Raw genomic sequence first — 14,478 nt, forward strand, 5'->3', positions numbered from 1 at the left:
TCATGAAAAAAATCGCTGCCGCCGTACTCTGCGCCTGGCTCGCGTTTCCGGCTCTCGCCAGCCGCCAGTTGACGGACGACGCCGGGCGTAGCGTCACGCTGCCGGATCGCGTTGATCGTATCGCCGAGGGGTGGTTTGCCCACCACTCGCTGCTGATGACCCTCGGCGCGGGCGATACCATCGTTGCGACGGTAAATCGACCGGACAGCCGCCCGTGGATGTTTCACCTCACTCCCCGCCTCAACCAGGCGCTTATCAGCCGCGGCCCGCACTTCACCAGCGAGGCGCTGCTGGCGCGCGGGGCCGAGGTGGTGTTTGTCGCCCGGGGCAACGGCGATGCCGAAGCGTACCGCCAGGCCGGTCTGCCGGTCATGGAGATGAGCTTTACCGATTACCCGTCGCTGGCGCGTTCCGTCACCACCACCGCCGAGGTGCTCGGGACGCGGCAGGCGCTGGCCAGAGCCGAGGCCTACAACCGCTATTTACAGCAGGCTATCACGCGTATCGGCCAGCGCACCGCCGCACTGAGCGACGCCGAACGCCCGCGCGTGCTGCATATCCAGTCGCTGAAGCCGCTAAAGGTCGACGGCGGTCATACGCTGATCGACACCTGGATCCGCCTGGCCGGCGGGCAGAACGCGGCCGTCGGGATCGAAGGCAATATGCAGGAGATTTCGCCGGAAAAGGTGCTGGCCTGGCAGCCGGATGTGATTATCCTTGGCGCAGGATGCGGTGATTTAGCCCACTCCGCCTATCGTGACCTCTTCTCCACCCTGCGGGCGGTCAAGAATCACCGGGTGCTGCAAAACCCGGCGGGGGTTTTCCCCTGGGATCGCTACGGGACCGAAAGCGCGCTGCAAATTCAGTGGGCGGCAAAGCAGCTCCAGCCCCAGCGCTTCGCCGATATTGATATGCTCGCGGTCACCCGCGACTTTTATCAGCGCTTTTTTGACTATCCGCTGAGCGAAGCTGAGGCCCGCAGAATACTGCAGGCGCGCCCTCCGCAGCGAGAGGACGCAAAATAGGCCACAGCGCCCGGGGAAAGAAAGGTACGGCATTGACAAATGCGTGACCTCAGCGTGCGCCTGGGCTCATTTTCAGCGCTACTATTTGCGCGTGTACCGAACCTGACGTGAGAGGGAATTCTTTATGAGCGTGCCGCAAACAAAATCTGAATTACTCAGCGCTATCGATAAAAACTTCGACAAATTAATCGGCTACCTGCATGCCATACCGGCAGAACTTACCGCAGAGCGCACAATGGATGGGCACGCCAAAGGCAGCCAGATGAGCGTTCATGACCTTGTTTCGTACCTGCTGGGCTGGAATGCGCTGGTCGTAAAATGGATCGTTTCTGATGCTAAAGGGCTCGCCGTCGATTTTCCGGAGACCGGCTATAAATGGAATCAGCTTGGCCTTCTGGCGCAAAAATTTTACTCAGACTACAGGGGCTTAAGCTACGACTCGCTAATCGCTGAGCTGCAGACGGTAAAAAATGAGATAGTCCAGCTGATTGATGAGCGCAGCGATGACATGTTGTACGCTAAACCCTGGTACACAAAATGGACGATGGGGCGAATGATCTCATTTAACACGTCGTCACCTTATGCGAATGCCTGCGGACGCTTAAGAAAGTGGGCGAAAGAGAATGATATCCGCTTAAAGTAAACGCCTGGGCGCAATGAGTACGGAGGAGTCATCCCCCGTCCGTCGCCGGCCAGGCCAACGCCGTCGTAGATCTTACTCTAAAGCGCGCCCCGTCCGCCGCCGGCGGCGGTTACGCCGGGGCGTCATCGATAGTGACATTGATAACGACATCGATAACGACATTGATACGCTTCGCGACGCTAATCCCCTCTCTCATCTTCGCCACTCGAACCTGCTCCTGCGGCGCGTTAGTCATTTCATTCAAATCCACGGCGCTCGTTCGCGAAAAACCAGCGTATTCCACAACTCCTGAGAAAATTAACCAGATATCCATCTGAAGAATGGATATAGAGCGGGCGATTAAAAATTTAATACTATTAACAATCAATTAACATTAGCAGGCAAACATTTTATCTGAGGAAAATAATAATATGTCTACCACCCACGTTCTGGGGGATGCGCCCTTTGCCCCCGCAGGACAGCCCCACTCCAGCCTGACCAGCCGCATCGATGCCCTGCCTGCCTCCTTCGGCCTGTGGTCATTTATCACCCTGCTGGCGCTCGGTGGTTTCTTCGAGCTGTACGATCTTTTTCAGACCGGGTACATCAGCACCGGCCTGCTGGCGGAGAATATCTTTCACGTCGGCGAGCAGGGCATTTTCGGCATATCGGATCAGGCCGCCTTCGCCTCGGCGACCTTTTTCGGCCTGTTTATCGGTGCCAGCCTCCTCGCGCCGCTGGCGGATAAGCTCGGCCGCCGCCTGACCTTTATGTTTGCGCTCGCCTGGTACGGCGTATTCTCGCTGCTGATGGCCTTTCAGAGCAGCGCGGAGGGGGTTATTTTCTTCCGTTTCCTCGTCGGCATTGGCCTCGGAATTGAGCTGGTCACCATCGACACCTACTTAAGCGAATGGGTGCCCACCCACCTGCGCAACAAAGCTTTCGCCTTTGCCTTTTTCATTCAGTTTCTCTCGGTGCCCGCCGTGGCGCTGATGTCATGGATGCTGGTGCCGATCACCCTGTTCGGCCTGAGCGGCTGGCGCTGGGTCATTATCTTCGGCGCGCTCTGCTCGCTGGTTATCTGGGTCATTCGCAAGAAGCTGCCGGAATCGGCCCGCTGGCTGGAAGTCAAAGGCCGCAACGACGACGCCCATGCGGTGATGTGTGAGATGGAGCAGCGCTGCGGTATTGCCCCCTCGCCGCAGCACCGGATCCAGGCCGGGACAACGAAAACGCAGACCGGTACCTTTAAGGAGATTTGGGCGCCGGAGTATCGCAAACGCACCATCATGCTGATGGTCATGAACTTCTTCCAGGCGATCGGCTTTTTTGGCTTCGGCAACTGGCTGCCGGCGCTGCTGTCAGGCCAGGGCGCGAGCATAACCCACAGCCTGCTGTACGCCTTTTTCATTACTCTCGCCTATCCGATTGGCTGCCTGTTCTGCACCCGCTTTGTTCACCGCTTCGAGAACAAATGGCAGATCGTCCTCTCCGCGCTGATGACGGTGGTGTTCGGCACCCTTTTCGCCCTGCAAAATAGTCCGGTAATGCTGGTTATCTGCGGCTTTATGATCACCTGGTCCAACGCCTGGCTGACCATCAGCTATCACGCCTATCAGGCCGAGGTGTTCCCGACCCACATTCGTGCCCGGGCGGTCGGCTTCTGCTACTCGTTCAGCCGCCTCTCGACGGCCATCACCAGCATTCTGATCGGCATCATTCTGCAGTACGCCGGTGCGCCGGGGGTGATTAGCTTTATCGTGGCCAGCATGCTGATGGTGATGCTCTCGGTCGGTATTTTTGGGCCTAAAACCCGCGGTATCAGCCTCGAAAAAATCTAGCCACACGCCTTGCCGCCGGATCACTTCCGGCGGCAACGGCGAAGCCTGTGTCGGGGTTTGAGGGCCAATGGAACGAAAACGTACGTTAAGGAGATAATTCATTATTTAAAATGCAGGTCCCGCAATACCGCAGGAAGAAAACGCTTAACCCGGCCGTACTGCTCCACCATTTCGTCATGGAAGTTATTGTCCTGAGGGCGGGCAAGTTCATTAACCTTGCTGACGGATTCTGCCAGCCTGCTTTTCGGTACGCAGCTAAAGATGGTCTCCCTCAGTTCAGCATCGTCAGCCTGCTCATCCAGCAACAATGAACATGCTCGCGCCAGCAGTAGCGCAGCACGGTCAAGATCTTTAAGCGTCCTGAGCCGCTTTTTCTGCCCCGTTTTCTTCGCCTCGCGGGTGATGTCCAGTATCAGCATATCGAGCACATCAACGGCCTCATCCAGCGCTGTTATTTCCTGAGCTTTAACAAATGCTGTGAGTACGGCCAGTTTTCTTTGCTCTGGCATGCGTGCGATATATTTTACCGATGCCATACCTGCGTAACGCGCCAGATTACGTAGCTGTATAGCGGGCAGGCCGGTAAAATTCAGCCGGGAAAACTCAAGGTTTCGCAGCCGGACATACCGCTTCAGCGCTTCTGTAAATGCCGGGCCGCTGACGGTGACTGGTCCCTTTTTCAGTTGTTCCAGCGGTGAAATTCTCTGCCCCTCAGGAATGTCCAGCAGTTCCGTCACGCGGGCGGTCTGCCAGCTGTCCGGCAACGCGGCCAGTTTCTTCCACAGCCGCTGATTTGCCCGTTCGCGTATTTCACTGACGAGACGAACAAGTGTGGTTGCTCCGGGCAGCAGGACCTTACTCTGAAGCAGCCACGCGGTGGCAAAATCAAACATCAGGCCGGGTCGCTCATTACTGAGCCATGCCCGGGTGTACAGCAGGCGCTTCAGGCGGAAAGACCAGGGAAAATCGCCAAATTCATGGTAACCGTAATATTCCTTAATCAGCGCAGTATGCTCTCTGAGTGTGGTATCCCGTTCAGCGTAACGGGAAAGGACTTCCGGACGGCGGATATTAAGCTGCACCGCAACAAATTGCTGAACACCCGGCAGAACCCGGGTTAAATCTGTCAGAAAGGTGCCCAGAAAACGGGCGCTGGTAAGCTGAAGCGCTATTCCCAGCCGGTTATGCCTTCCCCGCCGCTGGTTAATGAAAGCAAGATCCCGTTCATCAAGATGAAAATAGCGCGCCAGCTGCACGTCATTGGGTCCCGCAACGTAGCGACCATAATTCAGTTCCTGCTCGGTGGTCAGAAAATCGACGGGCATACCAGCCTCCCTGCCTGATGGTTATAAATTAACAACTTTGCAACCGTCCGAAATGTTATAAATTCTCGGACACGCAAAATCAGCGCCATATGTATGTCCATTAAATCGTTTTTTTGTTATAACAGACACGGATTGTCCGATATTTGATTTAGGATACATTTTTATGCGACTTTTTGGTTACGCTCGGGTCTCAACCAGTCAGCAGTCTCTCGATATTCAGGTCCGGACGCTCAAAGACGCTGGCGTGAAAGCAAACCGTATCTATACCGATAAGCCATCGGGTAGTTCTGTTGATCGGGAAGGGCTGGATTTGTTGCGAATGAAGGTGGAGGAAGGGGATGTCATTCTGGTGAAGAAACTCGACCGTCTTGGCCGCGACACAGCCGATATGATCCAGCTGATAAAGGCATTTGACGCTCAGGGCGTGGCAGTCCGGTTCATTGATGACGGGATCAGCACCGACGGTGAAATGGGGCAGATGGTTGTCACCATCCTGTCAGCCGTCGCTGAGGCCGAACGACGCAGAATACTGGAGCGTACCAACGAAGGCCGGCAGGAGGCGAAGCTCAAAGGCATCAGGTTTGGCCGTAGGCGCACTATCGACCGTAACGCAGTGCTTGCGCTTCGTCAGGAAGGTAATGGTGCTACAGCTATAGCCAGGGAGCTAAGCATCGCCCGCTCTACGGTATATAAAATACTGGAAGACGATAATCTCACACAGTAGAACCTGTTTTTTTAAAGTTAAGATAATGATAAAAATCACTTTTTATACGTCAGGTGGCACTTTTCGGGGAAACGTGCACGGAACCCCTTTTACGAGCTGCCTCGATAGTTCCCGAGCGAAGGCCGGTAATCTCGACGAGCTTTTCTTATGTTACCCAGTCGTTGAGCACGATTAAGGCATGGGTGTCTCCAGGCAAAAAGAAGCCCGGCGCGTGGCCGGGCAAAAGGGATAACGGAGCAGTGCTTTCGCACCCAATAGCCCGCTCATAACTGGCTATCAGTTGCGTCAAAGTAATAATCCCGATAAGTAGTTAAAACTCTAAAGACTTTCTCGGTCCTATTCGCTGTCGCCATTCCATATTTTTTGGTATCAGTAGTCTGGAACTGGTAGCCACTTCCAGACTCTCACCCTTTACGCGGAGACCATGCTCAGTCTGGAATTGAAAGCGTTTTGTGATGTCTAGCGCTCTTTATAAAAATCCTGTTCATGCTTCCATCAATTAATCTGGCTACCAGTAAAGTGGGTATGATAATATTGTGGGAAAGGATAATTGATTTTGTGATAATAGGAGAATGGTAATGAACAAATACCTTGCTGACTTTTTTTTATGTATATGTTTCTACATACTTGTGTTTGTTATAGTTCTTGTAAGCTCAAACCTTAATTTAATGGAAAGTCTAATATTGATTGCATATTTCACATTAAGCAGTTTGTTTTTCCCTTTTGTTGCGAATTTTTTCCGTGGGATTAAAAAGAGAGAGATTCCTCTCCAGTATTGGAATAACGGTGTTTTCACATTGTGCTTAGTTTTGTCATTACCTTTGGGGCTTTTTTTGATGTTATACAAAATGAGCAAGAGATAAGTAATCTCTTGCTCTGCGTATTAAAGGCTAAGGATGAATTTATTTAAATCCTCAAGCGCTTTGTCTGTAATCAAAGCAGCTGTTATAGCGAGGATTGCCGAAAAACCTATAATTCCGATTGGAGTTGTTGCTATGACGGCATATGCAGTAACAACTAATAAAGATGCAAGTTTTGTTGCTGAAATTTTTTCACCAGAAATGATCGCATCGTTCCAGTTGCCTGTTCGAAAACCTTTTACGACCCCATTCACAAAAGCTCCCCAAGCTATTGCTTCGCCAACTACACCGAACATCTTACTAAATTTCTGTAACTGTGCAGCCATCGTGGCTTTGTCTAATGACTCTAGGGCTTTTGCAATTGCGTTTCGGTCAGCCACGCTGAATTTTTTGTTAAGGTTACCTTTATATTTATCATATGCAGCTATCGCTTCTGATGCATTTCGTAATTTTTTACCTTTTGCCAATGCCTCTAGCGCTTTAGACTCCTTTGTTAATTTATCCCCAAATTTTTCTGTTAATGCTTTATAAAAATCGGAAGCTATGCTGATAGCATTAGTTGGAAAAGAACTGAACAAATCCTGTGCGCTTTGTGAAGCTTTTTGCTTTCTCTCAGGATCTGTCTTAGCAAAATCAAGCTCCGGGAACATTTCTCCTGGTTTCTTTTTATTTGTTTTTGCCACCGCTACCTTGAGATTTTCAGCTTTCGTGTAGGGACGATCAGCTATTTTAGTAGTTGAGATTACTGTTCCTTGCTCGTTTAATTTCACCGCGTATCTAAAGCCTTCAACATAAACATCAAAAGTTCTAATATTAGGGGGCAATGTTTTCCAAGATGTTTCAGCTTCTTTTTTTGCCTTGGCCTGTCGTTCTGGTTCTCCTTTAGAAAAATCAAGTTCTGGATATAAATCACCGGGTTTTTTATTCTGTGATTTTGCGACTGCAACTTTCAAATTTTCAGCTTTTGTATATGGGCGGGGTGCTGTTTGTGTAGCTGAAGTAGCTTTACCGAATTGATCTAATTTCACTTTATATTTGAATTGATCAACTGTCGTATCGAATTCATCCGGTAATTTGCTCCAATCCCCTGGTTTGATACTCCATCCTCCTGGAGCAACAGAATCGTTTGAACTTGTTGATCCGCTGCTATTGCTTCCTTTGCCCGCAGAGGTTAATACACCTGAAAATCCGCCCACGGTGTTAGAAGTTCGACTGCCAGTTTCAGAAGAAACAGTGTTATTCTGTCCCTGTATATTCGCTGTATAACCCCCAGATCCGTCACTTTTAATATTCGAGACTTGCGATGCTGTAATTTGTGTTCCACCGTAACTATTGAATTGAGAAGCAATATCGGCAGGTGAAGGTGCTCGCATACCTCCACTACTGCCTCCAATACTACCGGAGCTGTCTCCACCGCTGTGAACACCATCTGACCAACTTCCACCGAAACCAGTCCAAGCCATATATATATCCCTTATAAGTTTACGGTTAAATCATTTAAAAACTATAGCAAGTGTATTTTTTAGTCAAGCCTGTTTATTTCTCTCCTTTAGCAGATAGAGCATGTTTATTTCTAAAATGTGATGATGGTTATATATGCCATTCTAGCGAGATATTATTTCGTTGATGTGCTTTAATTTTAAATTAAAGACCGTACAAATGTGTTACTGTCGAGTTTATATCTAACCACATTGCGATTGGCGTAGCTGCCGGACCAACTAAGATAACTTCCGCCACATCATTTCCTGAGAGCACTCAAGCAGTGATAGTCTGCTCTCCTACTGGCCTGGAACAGCAGAACGGATGACAGGCGGATCCAGTTCAACAAGGTCCGGCATCCACCGGCACAGATGCTGTTCTGCTGGGATTCTATCATCGATAAAAAGACCTACGAGACGCGTATCAACTTTTCATCGGCCCTTCGGGAAAAATGTCGGTTCCAACCGGCAGGGACAGAAGAGGTAATACGGCCTAGTATAAAACATTACTGTTTGGACTGGCGCCAGAGGGTAAAGTCCGTATCTGGCTTCAAAACAGCGCGGGAGGCGACAACCTGCCGGTTGAGCCGGTAAAAATTACCACGCTGTCCGGGAATAAACTGGATGCCTGTAAAGGGATTACGCAGAGTGACTTTTCTTATGGGTATGATCCGGACATAAAGGATTTTATCAAAGGAAAAAAATATCCGTACGGCAGCGGGTAGGTGTTGGTAGCGGTAAAAAAGCTCCACCTAGGATCCTTTTTTAGGATTGCATAATCAGGATCCAATAGCGTAAATTTTCATTTCGCTAAGTTCTGGCAATTTAAAAATCAATATTAACAATAAATTAGCTTCTTAGCGTACGTTTTCGTTCCATTGGCCCTCAAACCCCGTGTCTTGATTTATAAAAAATCCTCCGCCACCAATATAATAAAAACCATACATTCACTGACCTAATAAATATGAATGGCAGAACGGATAATTAACGCTATTCATTGATCGCTATTTTTTCACGTGCTATAGATGTCCAATGAAATTATTTATGGCTCAAGCCCGATGCTTAAAAAATCAAGACTCATTATACGATTACTTATTACGCTATTAATAGCTTGCTCGGCTGCGTCAGTCAGCGCGAATATTGAATTACCTGATGCTGTAAAAACGATCGCCAGCGCGCAGTATTTTTCCACCGGTTATAACGGCTTTATCGCGCATAAAAGCGCCGGGGAACAGGCGCTAAGAACGGTTGCCTCGTCTCCGGACGCTACGGGGAAGCTGCTCGATATCGCTCGTTCCCCATCAACAACGCTGGCAGGCAGGCTGTATGCAGCCTGCGGTTTAAACCAGCAAGAATATAACGACATGGATATCATCTTCACGCCGTTCTTTCATTTTACCGTTTCGGTGCTGCGGGGTGATGTACTGACGCAAGAGTCGTTCCAGGATCTTTATGGCAGAATAGTCGCCTACGGCTGTAATTAATTACGCAACGATTTTGCAATGATATTAATTAACGCCCCAGCCTCCCCGGAGCGTTAATTAATACATTATATTCTGCTAAAGAATTAGCCAAATATCGCCTGCGCGTCGGCAAAGCATTTTTCCGCCAGCGACGACACCGGCTCTTGATTACGCATAATCAGCGCCAGCATCGAATCCACTGCCGTTTCGGCTATCGGGATAATCTCCAGGTTGTCGCTCAGCGCCTCCAGACCGTTGTTGAGCGGCATAATGGCGCAGCAGATGCCCGCCTGCACCGCCTGTATGATCTGGAACGTGGAGTCGCTTTCAAAGACGTATTTCGGCGTCAGCCCTTTGCCCTTAAAGCTCATTTCGATCGATTCGCGGTAGTACATCCCTTTGGTGAGAAAGCCGAGCGGCAATGCGGCCAGCGTCTCCCAGTCGGGGATCCCCGCAGCGAACTGAAAGTGTCGCCTATCGTGCAGCAGCCCCATCCGGGTCGCCGGGAGCCACTGCACGTTGAAAAGCTGACTATCGACGTGGTGCAGATAGCAGATCCCGAGGTCGAGCTGGTTACGGCTCACGCCATCGATAATCTGCTCCGAGGTCAGCGACAGCAGGCTAAACTGCAGCTCGGGATACTTCTCGCTCAGGGGCTTAATCAGCTGCATCGGGTTGAGGCTGGCCAGCGGCACCATGCCGACCCGCAGCTGGCCAACCATCTGCCCGCGGCAAATGGCCGCCTCCGCCTCCAGCCCGTCGTGGGCGGCGAGCAGCGCCCGCGCCCACGCCAGAATGCGTTCCCCTTCGGGAGTAAAGCCCTCGAAGCGCTGCCCGCGCTGGATCAGCACGAGACTCAGCTCCTCTTCCAGGCTGCGAATGCGCATCGAGAGCGTCGGCTGGGTGATATGACAGGCCGCCGCCGCCTGGCCAAAATGGCGGGTCCGGTCGAGGGCGATCAGGTACTTGAGCTGTTTAATATCCATGATTGATCCACTTATTTGCGCCCGCGCGTAATGGTGCGCCGGCGCGATACAGAGCGCTAGTGTAGCCCAAATATGTTAGCTAAATGTTATTTTAAGGCCGAAAAATGCCCGCCGCCGGCGCCGCCAAACGCCCCGCGCGCTTGATTTCAGGGCTGAGGCTGCCAAACTGGGTACAGGGCTATCGGTAAACGGAGGGGGTAAGGTGAAGCGCTATGTACATCAGGTTGAGCAGCACAAAGTTCCGGTCGCCGGGCTCGAAGCGCTGTCGCTATTGACCGAGCACAGCTTCTCCCGCCACTCTCACGACCGGTTTGGCATCGGCGTGTTTACCCACGGCGCCCAGCGTTCGTGGAGCCATATCGGCAAAGTTGACGCCGCTGCCGGCAACGTCATTATGGTCAACCCCGGCGAAATTCACGACGGCGCGCCGCTGCACGGCCCTCGCGGCTGGCAGATGCTGTATATCGATCCCCATTTAGTTGAGCAGGCGCTCCCCGAGGGCGCAAAGGCGGAGGATATTATCCTGCGCCCGGTGGTTGAGGATCCTCGGCTGAACGGGCTGATGGCGCGCATGTTCAGCGAAATCCGCGCCGCGTCCCCCGACGGCGGCGCCGTAGAGGAAGCCTTTCTTCTCTGCCTGATGCAGATCTCCCGCCGCCACCTGCTGGTGAAGCCGCCGGGAGAGCCCGGCTCGCCGGGCATCGCTCTGGCAAAAGAGTATCTCGACGATGCGCCGGAAAATAAGATAACCCTCGAGCATCTCGCCGCGCTTTGCGGTATCAGCCGTTTCCAGCTGATACGCGGCTTCGCCCGCGCAACCGGGATCACCCCGCACGCCTATCTGATCCAGTCCCGCGTGCGGCTGGCCCGCAGGCTGCTGGCGGAGGGGAACGGCCTGGCCGAAGCGGCGCTGATGGCGGGCTTCGCCGATCAGAGCCACTTCACCCGCGCCTTCCTGAAGCAGTCCGGGATGACGCCGGGATACTACCTCACCGCAATCGGCTAGCCTGCCTGCAATTTTGTTCAATACGCGCCGGCTTCGCTGCGAAATACTCAGGCTCTTTCCCCTCAAACGAAGAGCATGCTATGTCGCTTATCACGCCTGAATTTCTTATTACCTCCCTGATCGTTGTCGTCGCCCCCGGCACCGGGGCGCTCTACACCATTGCTACCGGACTCTCCGCCGGCAGCAGAATGAGCTACGCCGCCGCACTGGGCTGCACGCTGGGGATTATTCCTCATATGCTGGCGGCGGTAACCGGACTGGCGGCCATTCTCCACGGCAGCCCGCTGGCGTTTGAGGGCGTGCGCTATCTCGGCGTCGCCTGGCTGCTGTATCTGGCGTGGATAACCCTCAGGCAGCGCGGCTCGCTGCGCCTCGACGCGGCAGACACCGCGCGGAGCGCGGGTAAAATCGTCACCCACGCGGTATTGATAAACCTGCTTAATCCCAAGCTTCCGCTCTTTTTTCTGGCGTTTTTACCGCAGTTTATACGCAGCGATTCCCCCTCGCCGACGGAAGATATGCTGCTGCTGAGCGCCATTTTCATGCTGATGACCCTGCTGGTGTTTATGCTCTATGGCGCCTTTTCCGCCGCCATGCGCCGCCACGTCCTCACCCGCCCGGCGATCCTTCGGGGTTTGAACCTGACCTTTGCCGTCGGTTTTGTGGCGCTAGGCATCAGGCTTATTCTGACGCCGCGCTGATGCGGGGCCTCGCCGCCGGCGGCTACCGACGACGAGGTGCAGGAGGCGTTAGCGTAGGCCCGCGACGGGGAGGATCTCTTTCGAGCGCAGGGTCAGGCGAATCGGTACTGATTTGTAGGACGGCGTCCCGCTCTCCTGATCAAGATAGTTGAGCGGAACCAGAACGTTAGCCTCCGGGTAATAGGCGCCCACGGTGCCCGGCGCGATGCTGTAGGCCACCAGCGTAATGTCCTCAAGACGCTGGTGGCTGTCCGGCAGCGCGGTACTGATATCTACCCGGTCGCCGTGCTCCAGCCCCATATTTGCCATGTCCTGCTCGTTCATAAACAGCACGTCGCGGCGGCCAAAGACACCGCGATAGCGGTCATCGAGCGCATAAATCGTGGTGTTGTACTGGTCGTGGCTGCGCAGCGTCACCAGGCGCATCACGTCCTCGCCGTCCACCTGCACGTTTTCATGAACGCCGTGGAAAACCGAGAACATCGCTTTGCCCGTTGGCGTCGGCCAGACTCGCTCGGTGGGCGGCAGCGGCATGCGGAAGCCGCCCGGATGACGAATGCGCTGGTTGTAGTTTTCAAAGCCGGGAACGGTGCGTTCAATCAGCTCGCGGATGCGATCGTAGTTTGCCACCAGCGCCAGCCAGTCAACTTTGGTGTTCGCCAGCGTCGCCATCGCCATCCCGGCCACAATCGCCGGCTCGGAGCGCAGCTGCGGTGAGGCCGGCTTCAGCTTACCCGACGAGGCGTGGACCATCGACATCGAATCCTCAACGGTAATCGACTGGCGGCCGCTTTGCTGGAGGTCGAGCTCGGTTCGTCCCAGACAGGGCAGAATATAGGTCTCTTTAGCCACCAGCAGATGCGAGCGATTGAGCTTGGTGCCAACGTGTACGCTCAGCTCCAGCCCCTGCATCGCCGGGAAGGCCTGCTGACGATCGGGCATGGCGACGGCAAAGTTGCCGCCGAGGCACAGCAGCGCCTTCGATTTGCCCGCAATCATCGCCTCCAGCGCCTTCACCGCATCGTGGCCATGCGTCTGCGGCGGAACAAAGCCGAACTCACGCTGCAGGCTGGCGAGGAAGCTGGCGCTCGGCTTTTCGGTGATCCCAACGGTGCGGTTGCCCTGCACGTTGGAGTGCCCGCGCAGCGGACAGATCCCGGCGCCCGGTTTGCCAATATTGCCGCGCATCAGCAGCAGGTCGGCGATCAGGCGCACGTTTGAGGTGCCCTTGTTATGCTGGGTGATCCCCATGCCGTAGGTGACGATGGTGGCGTTGGATTTAGCATAGGCCTCGGCGACGCGCTGCAGGTCGTCGCGGGTCAGGCCCGATTCGCGCTCGATGTCGTGCCAGCGGGTCAGGCGCAAATCATCGGCAAAGGCGGGAAAGTTCTGCGTATGTTCGGCAATAAAAGCGCTGTCGAGGACATTATCCAGATCGTCATCCATCTGCAGCAGCGCCTTGGCAATGCCCTTCAGCGCCGCGGCGTCGCCGCCGGCCTTGACCTGGAAATAGGTCGAGGCGATGTTGGTTGAGCTGTAGGTCGCCATTTCGATCACGTTCTGCGGGTCGGCAAAACGCTCCAGCGCCCGCTCTTTTAGCGGATTGAGGACAATTATCGGCACCCCGCGCCGCGACAGCTCGTGCAGGGTACCCATCATCCGCGGGTGGTTGGTTCCCGGGTTGTGGCCGATGGAAATAACCAGCTCGGTTTGCTCAAAATCATCCAGCGAAACCGTCCCTTTGCCAATGCCAATCGACTGCGGCAGCCCGACGCTGGTTGCCTCGTGGCACATATTGGAGCAGTCAGGGAAGTTGTTGGTGCCGAGCTCACGGGCGTAAAGCTGGAACAGCCAGGCGGCTTCGTTGGAGGCGCGGCCGGAGGTGTAAAACTCGACCTCATCCGGCTGCATGCCGCTGACAATCTCGCCGATTCGCGCAAAGGCGCGCTCCCAGGAGACCGGGCGCAGGGTGTCGCTGGCGCGATCGTAGACCAGCGGATCGGTTAAGCGACCGTAGCCCTCGAGCTCAAAATCGCTTTTCGCCAGCAGGGAGCTGACCGTATTGGCCGCCAGAAACTCGGCGGTGACGCGCTTGCTGGTCGCTTCCCAGGTCACCGCCTTGGCGCCATTCTCGCAAAACTGGAAGGTCGACTTGTGCTCTTTGTCCGGCCATGCGCAGCCCGGGCAGTCGAAACCGTCCGGCTGGTTGGTGCGCAGCAGCGTCGCCGGGGCATCGAGGGCATCCATCTGGGTGCGAACGGCGATGGCGGTGGCTTTCAGCGCGCCCCAGCCGCCGGCCGGGCCGTCATAGGGATGAACCCCCGGCACTGCGCGTCTTTTCTTGTTCATGCTAGCTCCTGAATGCACCGTCGATAAGCAGGTAAATGCGTGCGTCAGACCGCCTTATCAGAGCGATCGGCACTGTTTTTGGCCGCTCGCCGGTGCGG

At 54.1% G+C, this 14,478-nt stretch carries 11 protein-coding genes and 3 pseudogenes; 8 read left to right on the forward strand and 6 right to left on the reverse strand.

Translation table 11 applies throughout. The features are described from left to right. Positions 1 to 2: 2 nt before the first annotated feature. Both M2416_RS10535 and M2416_RS10540 read left to right on the forward strand, forming a co-directional pair. The gene (locus tag M2416_RS10535) at positions 3 to 1,025 is read left to right on the forward strand and encodes an ABC transporter substrate-binding protein (RefSeq protein ID WP_259223762.1); all 1,023 of its coding nucleotides are present in this window, start codon (positions 3 to 5) and stop codon (positions 1,023 to 1,025) included. Positions 1,026 to 1,149: 124 nt separating this feature from the next. Continuing rightward, a complete protein-coding gene (locus M2416_RS10540; protein WP_076947167.1) occupies positions 1,150 to 1,668 on the forward strand; it encodes a ClbS/DfsB family four-helix bundle protein in 519 nt (172 codons plus the stop codon). 109 nt (positions 1,669 to 1,777) lie between these two features. Here M2416_RS10540 and M2416_RS10545 read toward each other — a convergent pair whose 3' ends face one another. Continuing rightward, positions 1,778 to 1,903 carry a hypothetical protein gene (locus tag M2416_RS10545; RefSeq protein WP_259223764.1) on the reverse strand — a complete coding sequence of 42 codons (126 nt, stop codon included), beginning with the start codon at positions 1,901 to 1,903 and terminating at the stop codon, positions 1,778 to 1,780. A 175-nt stretch (positions 1,904 to 2,078) separates the two neighbouring features. Here M2416_RS10545 and M2416_RS10550 point away from each other — a divergent pair, with 175 nt between their 5' ends. Next, positions 2,079 to 3,488 carry an MFS transporter gene (locus M2416_RS10550; protein ID WP_041145450.1) on the forward strand — a complete coding sequence of 470 codons (1,410 nt, stop codon included), beginning with the start codon at positions 2,079 to 2,081 and terminating at the stop codon, positions 3,486 to 3,488. 104 nt (positions 3,489 to 3,592) lie between these two features. Here the strand turns inward: M2416_RS10550 and M2416_RS10555 are convergent. Next, positions 3,593 to 4,813: pseudogene (locus M2416_RS10555) on the reverse strand (DUF4158 domain-containing protein); the annotation flags it as partial. A gap of 163 nt (positions 4,814 to 4,976) precedes the next feature. On the opposite strand from M2416_RS10555, the gene M2416_RS10560 reads away from it, so the two are divergent. Then, complete coding sequence (locus tag M2416_RS10560) at positions 4,977 to 5,537, forward strand: recombinase family protein (RefSeq protein WP_259223765.1); 561 nt, start codon at positions 4,977 to 4,979, stop codon at positions 5,535 to 5,537. 64 nt (positions 5,538 to 5,601) lie between these two features. Here the strand turns inward: M2416_RS10560 and xisR are convergent. Then, positions 5,602 to 5,733, reverse strand: a pseudogene (xisR, locus tag M2416_RS26980) (excisionase family protein); the annotation flags it as partial. Positions 5,734 to 6,420: 687 nt separating this feature from the next. Then, positions 6,421 to 7,860 (reverse strand): colicin-like pore-forming protein, encoded by a 1,440-nt coding sequence (locus M2416_RS10565; RefSeq protein ID WP_259223766.1) that lies wholly within the window; start codon positions 7,858 to 7,860, stop codon positions 6,421 to 6,423. Between the two features lie 324 nt (positions 7,861 to 8,184). On the opposite strand from M2416_RS10565, the pseudogene M2416_RS26925 reads away from it, so the two are divergent. Continuing rightward, positions 8,185 to 8,600, forward strand: a pseudogene (locus M2416_RS26925) (DUF2931 family protein); the annotation flags it as partial. A 300-nt stretch (positions 8,601 to 8,900) separates the two neighbouring features. Further along, a complete protein-coding gene (locus M2416_RS10580; RefSeq protein ID WP_259223769.1) occupies positions 8,901 to 9,359 on the forward strand; it encodes a hypothetical protein in 459 nt (152 codons plus the stop codon). Between the two features lie 83 nt (positions 9,360 to 9,442). On the opposite strand, the gene M2416_RS10585 is transcribed toward M2416_RS10580, so the two are convergent. Then, on the reverse strand, positions 9,443 to 10,324 hold the full coding sequence (locus M2416_RS10585; protein ID WP_076947171.1) for a LysR family transcriptional regulator: 882 nt from the start codon (positions 10,322 to 10,324) through the stop codon (positions 9,443 to 9,445). A 202-nt stretch (positions 10,325 to 10,526) separates the two neighbouring features. On the opposite strand from M2416_RS10585, the gene M2416_RS10590 reads away from it, so the two are divergent. Together M2416_RS10590 and M2416_RS10595 are read left to right on the forward strand one after the other, a co-directional pair. Beyond that, positions 10,527 to 11,330, forward strand: coding sequence for a helix-turn-helix transcriptional regulator (locus M2416_RS10590; protein ID WP_076947172.1), 804 nt, complete (start codon positions 10,527 to 10,529; stop codon positions 11,328 to 11,330). 80 nt (positions 11,331 to 11,410) lie between these two features. Continuing rightward, on the forward strand, positions 11,411 to 12,031 hold the full coding sequence (locus M2416_RS10595; protein ID WP_259223772.1) for a LysE family translocator: 621 nt from the start codon (positions 11,411 to 11,413) through the stop codon (positions 12,029 to 12,031). A gap of 48 nt (positions 12,032 to 12,079) precedes the next feature. Here the strand turns inward: M2416_RS10595 and M2416_RS10600 are convergent, their stop codons facing one another. Next, the gene (locus tag M2416_RS10600; protein WP_259223773.1) at positions 12,080 to 14,380 is read right to left on the reverse strand and encodes an FdhF/YdeP family oxidoreductase; all 2,301 of its coding nucleotides are present in this window, start codon (positions 14,378 to 14,380) and stop codon (positions 12,080 to 12,082) included. Between the last annotated feature and the right edge of the window lie 98 nt (positions 14,381 to 14,478).

It is taken from the genome of Klebsiella sp. BIGb0132 (assembly GCF_024810075.1).
In the GTDB taxonomy this organism is placed as follows: Bacteria; Pseudomonadota; Gammaproteobacteria; order Enterobacterales; family Enterobacteriaceae; genus Klebsiella; species Klebsiella terrigena.